Genomic DNA, 13,582 nt, shown 5'->3' with positions numbered 1-13,582 from the left:
TCATTATTAAACTACGCGCGGACATGTGACGCATTATGAGTACAGATTCTTCCAATCAAGCACCTCTTGTCGCTCATCTTATCGAGCTAAGAAATCGTTTATTAAAGTGTGTTCTGGCGATACTTATCCTCTTTATTGGCTTGTATTCTTTTGCCAACGATTTATATCTGATTGTCTCTGAACCACTACGACTATTACTCCCGCCTGGCAGCTCGTTAATTGCAACAGAAGTAGCATCACCCTTCCTAGCACCACTCAAGCTAACCTTTGCTGTCGCGGTACTCATATCGGTTCCCTATACTCTTTTTCAAGCTTGGTCATTTATTGCGCCGGCTCTGTATAAAAACGAGAAACAAATTGCGATTCCACTATTGGTTTCCAGTATTTTTCTTTTTTATGCTGGCGTTCTGTTTGCTTACTACGTTGTCTTGCCACTTATCTTTGGCTTTTTCACGACAGTAGGACCTGGCGAAGTGACCGTTATGACAGACATTAATAACTACCTAAACTTCGTCTTAAAACTATTCTTTGCTTTCGGCGTAACCTTTGAAATCCCTGTTGCCACCTACTTACTTATTAAAGCGGGTGTCACCACAGTTGCGACGCTATCCAAAAAACGCCCTTATATTTTTCTAGGTTGTTTTGTTGTTGGCATGCTCATCACGCCACCCGATATCTTCTCGCAGACCCTACTTGCCATCCCAATGTGGATGCTATTCGAGCTTGGACTTATTGCTGGCCGCACAGTAAAAGTTGTGGTTGATGGGAGTGAAGAAAAAGAAGAGAGTGAAAGGTCCAAAGCAAGCCAATAACAACCTCCCCTCGTTCACGCACTATATAAAAGACGCTTAAGATTGATTTCTTAAGCGTCTTTTTGTTGATATAAAGAAAGTTTTTTGTAAAACAAAAATAATTTTATAAAACACTGTTTCATTTATATTTACTCAGTTATATTCTTACCTTGAACAAAAATTGAGCTTTTATAAAAAGTTATTAAAACATTACACCACTCAATCAAGACAAGAATAAAAATGTGAGGGAAAACAATGAAACACTCTGTTGCGATAGGCTTAGTTACCGCTGTTGGCGCGCTACTGTCATTTCAATCTCATGCAGTCGGTTTGTACCAAGCTGTCGTATCATCCAACCCCAAAGCTGGAGAGTACAGCAGCATTAAAGATGCCCTCCAAAATGCACCAGAAGATAAAAGTACTTACAGCGTATATATCAAACCAGGCCTCTATAACGAACAAATCACAATTGACCGCGATAATGTGCACCTTATTGGTGCGGGACGAGATAAAACTATCATTGCCAAAGCTATTGCTGCAGGCATGAAAGGTGATAATGGCAAGAACATTGGCACTTCAGGCAGTCGAGTGGTTGAAATCAACGGTAAAGACTTCAGTGCTCAGTCTCTTACCATTCGTAACGACTTTGACTATCTGACTAATGACAGCAAAGCAAAAGACGATCCGAATAAAATCAAGCAAACTCAAGCCGTCGCTTTATTACTTGGTAAAAAAAGCGACCGTTCAGCATTCTATGACGTATCTCTAGAAGGTTTCCAAGATACCTTTTACAGCAAAGGCGGTCGAAGCTACTTCAATAACTCCCGTATCAGCGGCACTGTTGATTTTATTTTCGGAAACGGCTTAGTTATTTTTGATAACAGCGACATTGTCGCTCGTTACCGTCCAAACCAAGAACTCCCTTTAGGCTATTTAACAGCCCCAAGCACCAATGATAAACAAGCCTTTGGTTTAGTATTCATCAATAGCCGCTTAATAAAAGAAGACAACCGCATTCCAGCAGCTAGTTATGCTCTTGGCCGCCCTTGGCACCCAACTACTACTTTTCAAGATGGCCGTTATGCCGATCCCTTTGCCATAGGTTCAACCACTTTTATCAATACGCAAATGGATGATCACATCTATGGCTGGGATAAAATGCACGGTAAAGATATAAATGGAGAATCTATTTGGTTTACACCAGAAAATGGTGCACGTTTCAGTGAATACAAGAGCTACGGATCTGGCGCCTCAAAAGAGGGTTATCGCCCTCAATTAAGCGATAACGAAGTCACTAAATTTACTATCGAAAACATGCTTGATGGCTGGCAGCCGATTTTTCTGGCCGCCCAAAACACGACTATCAAAGGCATTGTAAGCGCCCATCTAATGAAATTTCCCGCCCAAATAACTTTGAGCGACCAATACGGTAGAAAAGCATCAACCACTACAGATAGACATGGAGCTTATCAACTTAAAATAAAAGGCTTCATCCCACCTTTCGTCGTCTCCGCAGCTGAACAGAACACTGATTGTTTAAGCAATAACACATTACGCGGAATATGCATGGCTGCCCTCTATGCTCCGACCAAGCCACAACTCGAGCAAAACATTAATATCAATATTAATCCGTTTAGTGACCTAATTTTATCGGATACCGCAACGGCATCGGGTTACTTAGGTCCTCAACAAGTTGTGTCCTCACCAAAACTACCACTCGCCTTTTCGGCAATAGAATATGCTTTATCTGTGGCACGTTTTCATCAAGGATTTGATAACAGCTTAAATGATTTAGGATTACCAAAACATTTCGACCCCGTGCAATATCAACCACAATGGCAACCCGCATTTGCTCAGCTAGCACAGTGGTTATGGAGCAATAGAAATTATCAAACCAAGGTTGGTGAAGTTGCTGATAGCACTCTAATGGATCGTTTTTTTCAGCCTCTACTTGTCCCTGATTTACAAGGCAAAGTAGCAGCGTTTGACCTTAGTGCTATAGAGAAAAAACAGCAACAAGTCGATACAGCCCCACATAGAATATTTATTATTGGCGACTCGACAGCGTCAAATTACCCACAAGTCGTTGCCCCTCGAATGGGCTGGGGGCAAACCATCCAAGAGAATTTCGACCCTCAAAAAGTACAGGTTATTAATGGTGCACAATCCGGTCGTAGCTCTCGCTCATATTATAATCAAGGCTGGTTTCGCTACCTTAGCAGTATGATGCGTTCTGGAGATTATTTACTCATTCAATTTGGTCACAATGACGAGAAATGTGACGCCAGCAGCGCTGGACGAGGCCCTCACGATGTCGCTAACACCTGTACCTACCCAAATAATGCGGATGGTCAAATACAAGCCCCAACTGGGCAGGAAAGTCTTTCATTCCAGCGCTCACTGGAGTTTTTTATTGACTATGCCAAGTCACATCAAATCACACCGGTTTTATTAACGCCTGTGACTCGAATGAAAACACTAAAAGGAAAAAATGAATTTCGTGTTGTTTCTACTCATTTCACCAAGCAGAACAGCACAAAGGCATTTACCTTTACTGGCAACTATAGCCAAACAATTAAAGACACAGCCCAAGCCAACAATACGGTTTTATTAGATATAGAAGCACGCACCATAGAACTTGCTAATACACTAGAGAAAGATAAGTGGAAAGATTATTGGCTGGCCGTCGATCCACAAAAATACCCTTATTACAAAGACCGTTCAGGTCGATTAGACAAACCAGATGTCACTCATTTTCAAGAAAAAGGAGCGAAAGCGGTTGCTCAATTGATCGCCGAAGAAGTCCATAATACACCCGAGCTGAAGGAGCTATCAGGTGCACTAAATCATTAAATCCAGCATAAAAACTTAATCTAGCATAAAGGTAACAGGGCCATCATTGGTAAAAGAAACTTTCATATCAGCACCAAAACGCCCTGTTTCAACCTTACTGTATTGAGCACGCACTTTATTCACAAAGTCATTAAATAAACGCTCTCCTTCTTCGGGAATGGCTGCTGTTGAAAACCCTGGACGCAGACCTTTCTTGGTTTCAGCCGCTAAGGTAAATTGAGAGACAAGCAAAATACCACCAGCAACCTGCTGAACATTTAAGTTCATCTTGCCATCTTCATCACCAAACATACGGTATTTCAACAGCTTATCGGCCAAGCGCTGTGTATCCACTTCTGTGTCGCCTTTTTCTATGCCGACCAAGACTAACTGCCCGTGGTCAATCGCACCAATGGTTTCACCATCAACAACAACGCATGCGTTTAAGGCTCGCTGTATCAAGACTTTCATCGCTTTCTCCCTATATTTGCCAATGCTTGCTCAGATAAATAAGACAAATGACTTTAACAAAGTCCAGAAAAAACAAAAGCGCCCGAAGGCGCTTCTGTCGCTCACGAATTCATTTGCATGAACTCATTTGCTGCTGCTCTTTATAGAATAGCTACTATTACTTACGACCAGCGCGCTTACGCTCGTTTTCAGTTAATAATTTTTTACGAATACGGATGCTTTCTGGTGTTACTTCTACCAATTCATCGTCTTCGATAAACTCAAGCGCTTGCTCAAGTGTATGACGAATAGGTGGGGTCAACGTCAAAGCCTCATCTGTACCCGAAGCACGCATGTTGGTTAACTGCTTACCTTTAACTGGGTTAACAGTTAGGTCATTATCACGTGAATGAAGACCGATAACTTGACCTTCGTAGACTTCAACAGCGTGACCCAAGAACAAACGACCACGGCTTTGTAGGTTAAACAAAGCGAACGCAGCTGTTTTACCAGTAACCATGCTAATCAATACACCGTTCTGGCGGCTACCAACATCACCTTCTTTTACTGGACCATAATGGTCAAATACACTGGTCATGATACCAGAACCAGAAGTTAGTGTTAGGAACAAACCACGGAAACCGATCAAACCACGAGAAGGCGTCATGAATTCAAGACGAACACGACCTTTACCATCTGGCTCCATGTTAGTTAACTCAGCTTTACGCAAGCCAAGCTCTTCCATGATAGAACCTTGATGCTGCTCTTCAACGTCGATAACTACTAATTCGAATGGCTCTTGAATTTTTCCATCAACTTCTTTCTGAACCACTTCAGGACGAGAAACACCCATCTCAAAGCCTTCACGACGCATAGTTTCGATCAATACAGAAAGGTGAAGCTCACCACGACCAGATACGATGAATTTATCAGGTGTTTCGCCTTGGCGAACACGCAACGCTACGTTGTGGATAAGCTCACGATCAAGACGATCTGAGATATTACGAGTGGTAATGTATTTACCTTCTTTACCAGCAAACGGAGAGTCGTTAACCATGAAGGTCATGCTTACTGTTGGCTCATCTACAGACAATGCAGGCAAAGCTTCAACACAAGTAGGATCACACAAAGTATCAGAGATACTTAGGCCATCGATACCAGTAATACAAACGATATCACCCGCAGAAGCTTTATCAGTGTCAACACGCGCTAGACCGTGGTAACCCTTAACATTCAAGACTTTGCCTTTACGTTCTTTACCGTCTGCAGATTTTACAACTACTTGCTGGTTTGGAGACAAGCTACCACGTGTGATACGGCCTACACCGATAACACCAACATAGCTGTCGTAATCCAATGCAGAAACCTGCATTTGGAAAGTCCCTTCAGGATCAACATCTGGCACAGGTACGCTATCAACAATCATTTGATAAAGCGGTGTCATGTCTTCTGCCATGTTTTCTGGATCATCACCAGAAATACCATTGATTGCAGAAGCATAGATAACAGGGAAATCCAATTGGTCTTCAGTTGCACCAAGGCTATCAAACAAATCAAAAACTTGATCCATAACCCAATCAGGACGAGCGCCTGGACGGTCAATTTTGTTGATAACAACAATAGGACGTAGGCCACGTTCAAATGCTTTTGATGTTACGAAACGCGTTTGTGGCATTGGGCCATCTACTGCATCAACCAACAAAAGTACAGAGTCAACCATAGACAATACACGTTCAACCTCACCACCGAAATCGGCATGTCCAGGTGTATCTACGATATTAATACGGTAGTCGTGCCACATAATTGACGTATTTTTCGCCAAAATCGTGATGCCACGCTCTTTTTCTTGATCGTTTGAGTCCATGATTCGTTCAGAACCTTGATCTTTACGATCTAGTGTGCCAGATTGGCTTAATAGCTGGTCAACCAAGGTAGTTTTGCCATGGTCAACGTGGGCAATAATAGCTACGTTACGTAACTTATTGATATCATTAGACATTTATAGTTCTCTGCATTTAGCGTGAGCAAAAAGATATACCGCCGCTTGATACGGGCAGGTATGCTCTTCAAGCGTCTCGGATCTTGGTGCGGGGTAAAATTGGCGCAATTGTACTCTTATATTGATAAATATCCCATTAAAGTGACAAAAAAAGTCCACAAAAATATTTCAATAAAGTAACAATGCACATTCATATAAAACGATAACATTCATATACTACAAAAATGCTACCGTTCATTAGTACTTAATTAAGGTAAATAAATACCTACGTTTTCATGCCCTTTACCAAGTAGATAAGAGGCATGCATGCGACTCATGACCCCTTTGCCACAATAGAGCAAATGAGTCACATCTTTATCCAATTCAGCCCAATTGGATTCTAGCGCAAAAAATGGAATGACTTTGACTGGACGACCACTCACTTTTAAAGGACGGTTGCTAGCTTCATCGGGATGACGAATATCAATAATCACTTCATCACCCACTGGCATACGCACAACAGGCACTTCACCCTGATACTGCTTCGCCACATCGTCCATCACATTTTGAATAGACATTACTTGAGCGTTTTCAATCGCGTGCTCTAATACCGCAAAATCAAAATTAGACTCTTGTTTCTCAACACGGTGCATTTTAGCGCGGGTAGTTGGCTTAACAGAAATTACACCACAGAATTCAGGCATACTGGCCGCAAAAGGTGCAGTACCGATTTCTATAGCCTTATCTATTATGACCTGCTTATTTGTGGTGATCAAAGGTCGAAGCACTAACTCTTCTGTCACCTGGTCGATTACCTTTAAATTCATCAAGGTTTGGCTAGATACTTGCGCCACACTCTCACCGGTAACTAAAGCTTTTGCTCCAACTTCAGTCATAAGTTGAGACGCCGCACGTAACATCATGCGTTTTAGAATCACGCCCATCTCTGCGTTATCAACCTTGGTTAAAATTTCGCCAACAACCGCTTCGAAAGGCACTGTGATAAATTTAACATTTAACGCCGAACCATATTTTTCCCAAATGAAGTTGGAAACTTGTTTTACGCCGATTTCATGAGCATCACCACCAAGATTAAAAAAGCAAAAGTGCGTTTTTAATCCTCGGCTCATGGTTAAAAAAGAACTAACAGTAGAATCGTATCCACCAGACATTAATGACAACACAGAATCTTGCGACCCAAGTGGATAACCACCAAGACCTTCTACACGTTGTTCGATCATCCATACTCGGTCATCACGAATATCTATCGGCACCAACACTTCAGGATTTTTTAAGCGAACAGCCAATGCACCACAACGAGCCTTTAGACAGCCGCCTATATGACGCTCTGCATCAACTGACGTAAAGTCATGATGACCAACACGTTTAACGCGAACAGCAAACACGGCATCTTTAATAACATCACCATAAGAAACGATGGCTTGTTCAACAATGTCATCAAGGTCGACCAAAGGAAATTCACGAACAAATTGAAAATGAGCAATGCCCGCGATGTTAGAAAGAGCCTGGATAAACTCTTCTCGTAATTCATCCCTATCAGAAAACACTTCAATAAAGTCCCAGTTACCGGAAACATCAACTTCGGCATCGTACTTTTTAAGAACCAACTTCACATTGTGTCTAAGCTGTTTAATAAAAGCCTTTCTAACTGGACGACTTTTAATGGTGATTTCTGCAAAAAACTTAACAATAAATTTCATAGGGGTTGCGATTTATACCGGATATTTGAGAGGTGCATAGTATAAAGAAAAGCCCGTAGATACGAAAACGCTAAATTCGCACCAACATGGAACAAAACACCAAACAAATGATCTAAAATGGTGCATATTAACTTTTTTAAAGGCTATATTTAGCCACCATTGAGTGCGGAATTTAACTAATAATGCTTATCCCATTGTAATATAGGGAATTATTAGGCCGCACAAAATTCTGGCACAAGTTATGCTTTATATTCGTCAAATGGCGCTTTATATTGAAGCACCCTGTAAACGAAAATTAATTTCGCTTTAACTACGACTGGAGAACAACTATGTCAAACAAGACCCTTGCCTTGATTGCTGAGCATGACGCGAAGTGGGTTGACCTTCGCTTTACCGATTTTAAAGGTAAAGAACAACACGTAACTATTCCAGCTATTACGGTAGATGAAGAGTTTTTTGAAAACGGTCAGATGTTTGATGGTTCATCCATTTCTGGCTGGAAAGGCATCAACGAGTCTGACATGATCATGATGCCTCAAGATGATACCGCTGTAATGGATCCTTTCACTGAAGAGTCTACCGTTATTGTTCGCTGTAACGTTATTGAACCTTCTACTATGCAAGGCTACGATCGTGACCCACGCTCTGTTGCTCTTCGCGCAGAAGAGTTCCTTAAGTCAACAGGTCTTGGTGATACAGCTTTCTTTGGTCCAGAGCCAGAATTCTTCATCTTTGATGATGTAAAATGGAAAACTGACATGTCAGGTTGTTCTGTAGAGATCAACTCTGAAGAAGCTGCTTGGTCTTCTAACAAGAAATTTGAAGGCGGCAACATGGGCCACCGTCCTTTCGTAAAAGGCGGTTATTTCCCAGTACCACCAGTTGATTCTCATCACGATCTTCGTGGCGCTATGTGTAACGCTATGGAAAGTATGGGTCTTGTAATTGAAGTTCACCACCACGAAGTGGCAACTGCTGGACAAAACGAAATCGGTGTTAAATTCAACACTCTAGTTAAAAAAGCAGACGAAGTTCAAATCCTTAAGTACTGCGTACACAACGTAGCTCACGCTTACGGTAAAACAGCGACTTTCATGCCTAAACCAATCGTTGGTGACAACGGTTCTGGTATGCACGTTCACCAGTCTTTCTGGAAAAACGGCGAAAACCAATTCGCTGGCGACCAATACGCTGGCCTATCTGAAATGGCGCTTTACTACATCGGTGGTATCATCAAGCACGCTAAAGCATTGAACGCGTTCACTAACGCTTCAACTAACTCTTACAAGCGTCTTGTACCTCACTTCGAAGCTCCAGTAATGCTTGCATACTCTGCTCGTAACCGTTCTGCTTCTATCCGTATCCCATACGTTGCTAGCCCTAAAGGCAAACGTATTGAAGCTCGTTTCCCTGATCCAACCGCTAACCCATACCTAGCTTTCGCTGCTATGTTGATGGCTGGTATCGACGGTATCAAAAACAAGATTCACCCTGGCGATGCAGCTGATAAAGATTTGTACGACCTTCCAGCTGAAGAAGCTCATGCAATTCCACAAGTTGCTGCTAGCCTAGAAGAAGCGCTTAAGTGCCTAGACGAAGATCGCGCATTCTTGACTCAAGGTGGCGTTTTCTCTGATGACATGATCAACGCTTACATCGAACTTAAGACTGCTGAAGCTCGTCGTGTATCTATGACGACTCACCCACTTGAGTTCGAACTTTACTACAGCGCTTAATATTTAAACTGCTAAGTAAACACGAAAGCCTCGACCTAGTTCGGGGCTTTTTTTTCACTAACGTTTTAACCATGTTTTATTGCTCGGCATTTATAGAGTTTTTTGCACGGCTTTTTAATGCACAACATTAAACACCACTATCAACATGCACTATAATTGTGCATTAAACTTTTTTAGTTAATACAAAGACCTTAATAAATAAGCCATTTCGGACTGCCCAATGTTGGTTCGCTTTTTGCAACTATTATTAAAGGAAACCATAAAAGCAGGAGTCAATAGAGAGGCACTGTCTGTGTATAGCTTATTAATCGACCATTTATCCACTGCGGTTGTTCAATTGAACGACAACCTTGAGATCGAATACCTAAACCCTGCTGCCGAAATGTTGTTGGCGGTGAGCAGACGCCGAATTTATGGCAACGACATCGGTGCTGCATTTCGTGAAAACGAAGAGAGCATTCAAGCTTTGTACGCAGCCATAGAATCTGGTCATCCGTTTACCAAGCGCGAAGCAGAAATAGAATGCAGTAACAGCAAAAAGCTTTTTTGTGACTATACCGTAACCCCTGTGATGGGCACATCAAATGATACAGAAAGCCTCATCATAGAACTTTATCCGCGCGATAGAATGAAGCGAATCTCGCAAGAAGACGAAATTATTGCAAACCACGAGAGCAGCAAAGAATTGGTTCGCGGCTTAGCCCATGAAATTAAAAACCCTTTAGGTGGCATTCGTGGGGCTGCACAATTAATCAGTCGTGCGTTTACTGATGAAGCATTGAATGACTATACACAGGTCATCATTGAAGAATCAGATCGCTTACGGGATCTTGTCGACCGCTTATTAGGCCCAAGACAACTACCCAAAAACAAACCGCTCAATATTCATAAAGTCATTGAACGGGTAAGACAGCTAATTTCTGTCGAAACAGATAACCAAATTGAATTGATTCGAGATTATGACCCCAGCATCCCCGAATTAATCGGCGATGAGTCTCAATTGATTCAAGCGTTACTTAATGTCACACGAAATGCTATGCAAGCCTTAATGGACGATGTAGACAATCACCATAAAACTATTCATATGGTGACTCGTGCATTAAGACAATTCACCATTGGCTCCAAACGCCACCGTTTGGTATGCAAGATCAGCATTATTGACAATGGACCCGGCATACCGGAAGGCATTCTTAAAACTCTATTCTACCCCATGGTAAGTGGTCGGGCTGATGGCACAGGCCTAGGGCTATCCATCGCACAGTCCGTAATCCATCAACACCACGGCATTATTGAATGCAACAGTTATCCGAAAAAAACCGAATTTAATATATTAATTCCCATTGAGACGACAGTCCAAGACCAGGAGAAACACTCATGACACCAGAAGAAACCGTATGGATTGTTGACGACGATCGCTCTATTCGCTGGGTACTAGAGAAGACTTTAGAGCAAGAGGGAATCCAATGTCGCTTGTTTGACTCTGCTGAAAATCTAGTCAACATTATTGATAAAGAGCAACCAAGTGCCATTATTAGTGATATCCGTATGCCAGGCATGGACGGCTTAAAACTGCTCGAAAAACTGCAGAAAGACCACCCTTATTTACCTGTTATTATTATGACAGCACACTCTGACCTTGAAAGCGCTGTCGCTTCTTATCAAGGTGGTGCTTTTGAATATTTGCCTAAGCCATTTGATGTCGAAGAAGCTGTTAGTCTAGTAAAACGCGCTATGCTGCATCACCGCAACGCAAGACCAAGCACAGACAATATGGACGTAGCGGAAGAGCCACAAGTTGATAAAGAAATCATTGGCGAAGCCCCTGCGATGCAGGAAGTTTTCCGTGCGATCGGTCGCCTTGCAAACTCGAACATTACCGTATTAATAAACGGTGAGTCAGGTACAGGCAAAGAGTTGGTTGCTCAAGCATTGCATACTCATAGCCCAAGAGCCGCCAACCCATTTATCGCTTTAAACATGGCAGCCATTCCACACGACTTAATCGAGTCGGAATTATTTGGCCATGAGAAAGGCGCATTCACAGGTGCAAACACTCAACGCCGCGGCCGCTTCGAACAAGCCAACGGTGGTACACTTTTCTTAGACGAAATTGGTGATATGCCTGCTGAAACACAAACTCGTTTGTTGCGCGTTTTAGCTGATGGTGAATTTTATCGCGTTGGCGGCCATACTCCTGTCAAAGTTGACGTTCGTATCATTGCCGCTACACATCAAAATCTAGAAAACTTGGTTAAAAAAGGTTCGTTCCGTGAAGACTTATTTCATCGCCTAAACGTCATCCGTATCCATTTACCTAAGTTAGCAGAGCGTCGCGAAGACATCCCAAAACTTGCTCGTCACTTTTTAAGCCGTGCTGCAGATGAGCTTTCTGTTGAACCCAAAATACTGACCAAAGAAACTGAAAATTATCTAACACAATTAGAGTGGCCAGGTAACGTTCGTCAATTAGAAAATACCTGCCGTTGGTTGATTGTCATGGCATCAGGCCGCGAGGTTTTGGTAGAAGATTTACCGCCAGAATTATTAGCGGCCGTTCCTCATGAACAACCTTTTGCCTCTTGGGAAGAAGCGCTTAAAAACTGGGTGGACAGCACTTTAGCCACAGGTCAGAAAGGTATTCTTGATCAAGCCGTTCCAAAGTTTGAACGCATTATGATAGAAACAGCGCTTGCGCATACTGGCGGACGCCGTCGTGATGCTTCATTGCTGCTAGGCTGGGGACGCAACACTTTAACTCGTAAAATTAAAGAGTTGAATATTGATCACGCTGAGCAAGATGAAGATTAAAACTAACCAAGTGTAAGAAAATGAATGCAGGCAAAACTATATGCAATTTGCCTGCATTATCTCAGCTTTCTACCATTTTTGACTTGCTTTTACGGACACAATCCCCTACTAATTAAAGACAACTAATTGGTCATTAATAAACGGGAAACTAGTTATGTATCCAACACTCCAGTCCATGGGTATCACCAGCATACAGGACATTGAAAAGTTTACTTTGCGTTACGAAGGCGGGCATGACGTACTAAAAATTTATTATCGTCGCGAAAAAGGCTCATTGCTTCCAAAAAGCAAAAAATTCAAATTTGGTCGCTCAACCAAAACCGTTTTAGCTGATGGCGGCCAACAAACTTACCGCCAAGTTCAAGAGCCCTCTTTGATCGTTTTACGAGCAATGGAAGAGCTAGAACAAATCGTCGGTAGACAGCACGAAACCAAAGCAACGAAAGAAGACTTGATCAAAGAGCTAGAACACCTAGAAAAAGTAGTGAACAGCAAGATCAATGAGATCAAAGAAAAAATTGATTCTATGCAATAACAGAGTAATGACAGTCTATTTATAGACTCACTAGCAGGAACGCCTTTCTAGCGATCAAGACTAAACATTTAGATCATTAATCGAAAGGCATACCTGCTGGCTCCCTCACAAAAATATCGCTACAATCCTCCTTACTCACCTTCCATATACTTTTTATAAGCTTATTAATATGCATCTTGTAACATCCGTTGAAGAGCTGGCCGACATCATACGTCAAGGCGGCGTTATTGCTTATCCAACTGAAGCAGTTTGGGGATTAGGTTGCGATCCATTTAATGAATCTGCGGTAAGACGTATTTTAACGCTCAAGTCCCGCCCAGAATCCAAAGGCCTCATTCTTGTCGCTGGTGCTCAAGAGGAATTATCGCCTTGGCTGAATCTATTAGATGATAAAGCAGCACAGCGCCTGATAAGCCTAAACGAGACACCAACCTCTTGGGTGGTTCCTGATACGACTATCACTCCAAGCTGGGTTAGAGGCGAACACCAAAGCGTAGCAATACGTCTGTCTCAACATCAACCCGTGCAACGACTATGTGCAGCCTTTCAAGGTGTCATTGTTTCTACCTCAGCCAATCCAGCTGGTTTAGAGCCTGCCATGAGCGCAAAAGAAGTTCATCAGTATTTTGGCAGTAACATTGATGCCATTTTTGATGCCCCTCTTGGCGATGCTTCCCAGCCTTCCCAAGTGCGCGACATTTTGACCGATAATTTGTTTAGAGCCTAAAAGC

10 protein-coding genes are annotated in these 13,582 nt (G+C 42.4%); 7 read left to right on the top strand and 3 right to left on the bottom strand.

The window, feature by feature from the left end; translation table 11 throughout:
- Window positions 1–35: 35 nt before the first annotated feature.
- Window positions 36–812: a twin-arginine translocase subunit TatC gene (tatC, locus tag B6N13_RS01760; RefSeq protein ID WP_011978570.1), complete on the top strand. Its 777-nt coding sequence runs from the start codon at window positions 36–38 to the stop codon at window positions 810–812.
- A gap of 234 nt (window positions 813–1,046) precedes the next feature.
- Window positions 1,047–3,644 carry a pectinesterase family protein gene (locus B6N13_RS01755; RefSeq protein WP_169458262.1) on the top strand — a complete coding sequence of 866 codons (2,598 nt, stop codon included), beginning with the start codon at window positions 1,047–1,049 and terminating at the stop codon, window positions 3,642–3,644.
- Between the two features lie 15 nt (window positions 3,645–3,659).
- Here B6N13_RS01755 and dtd read toward each other — a convergent pair whose 3' ends face one another.
- The 3 genes from dtd to thiI form a co-directional block, all read right to left on the bottom strand.
- Entirely contained in the window at window positions 3,660–4,094 is a 435-nt protein-coding gene (gene dtd, locus B6N13_RS01750) for a D-aminoacyl-tRNA deacylase (protein ID WP_011978568.1), read from the bottom strand.
- A 157-nt stretch (window positions 4,095–4,251) separates the two neighbouring features.
- Complete coding sequence (gene typA / locus B6N13_RS01745; RefSeq protein ID WP_011978567.1) at window positions 4,252–6,072, bottom strand: translational GTPase TypA; 1,821 nt, start codon at window positions 6,070–6,072, stop codon at window positions 4,252–4,254.
- Between the two features lie 248 nt (window positions 6,073–6,320).
- Window positions 6,321–7,772 carry a tRNA uracil 4-sulfurtransferase ThiI gene (thiI, locus tag B6N13_RS01740; protein ID WP_169458261.1) on the bottom strand — a complete coding sequence of 484 codons (1,452 nt, stop codon included), beginning with the start codon at window positions 7,770–7,772 and terminating at the stop codon, window positions 6,321–6,323.
- Between the two features lie 329 nt (window positions 7,773–8,101).
- On the opposite strand from thiI, the gene glnA reads away from it, so the two are divergent.
- The 5 genes from glnA (at window position 8,102) to B6N13_RS01715 (ending at window position 13,578) form a co-directional block, all read left to right on the top strand.
- Window positions 8,102–9,508 (top strand): glutamate--ammonia ligase, encoded by a 1,407-nt coding sequence (gene glnA, locus B6N13_RS01735; RefSeq protein WP_011978565.1) that lies wholly within the window; start codon window positions 8,102–8,104, stop codon window positions 9,506–9,508.
- A gap of 292 nt (window positions 9,509–9,800) precedes the next feature.
- Entirely contained in the window at window positions 9,801–10,886 is a 1,086-nt protein-coding gene (gene glnL / locus B6N13_RS01730) for a nitrogen regulation protein NR(II) (protein WP_169458440.1), read from the top strand.
- Window positions 10,883–12,316: a nitrogen regulation protein NR(I) gene (ntrC, locus tag B6N13_RS01725; protein WP_011978563.1), complete on the top strand. Its 1,434-nt coding sequence runs from the start codon at window positions 10,883–10,885 to the stop codon at window positions 12,314–12,316. The genes glnL and ntrC overlap by 4 nt, the downstream gene beginning before the upstream one ends.
- Before the next feature lie 154 nt (window positions 12,317–12,470).
- Window positions 12,471–12,851, top strand: a complete 381-nt coding sequence (locus tag B6N13_RS01720; protein ID WP_011978562.1) for a DUF3461 family protein — start codon at window positions 12,471–12,473, stop codon at window positions 12,849–12,851.
- Window positions 12,852–13,020: 169 nt separating this feature from the next.
- The gene (locus tag B6N13_RS01715) at window positions 13,021–13,578 is read left to right on the top strand and encodes a Sua5/YciO/YrdC/YwlC family protein (RefSeq protein WP_169458260.1); all 558 of its coding nucleotides are present in this window, start codon (window positions 13,021–13,023) and stop codon (window positions 13,576–13,578) included.
- Window positions 13,579–13,582 lie beyond the last annotated feature (4 nt).

This window comes from Marinomonas sp. UCMA 3892, from assembly GCF_012726345.1.
Taxonomy (GTDB): domain Bacteria; phylum Pseudomonadota; class Gammaproteobacteria; order Pseudomonadales; family Marinomonadaceae; genus Marinomonas.
The sequence above is the reverse complement of the archived record's forward strand: the minus strand, read 5'-3'. Positions and strand labels throughout refer to the sequence as shown.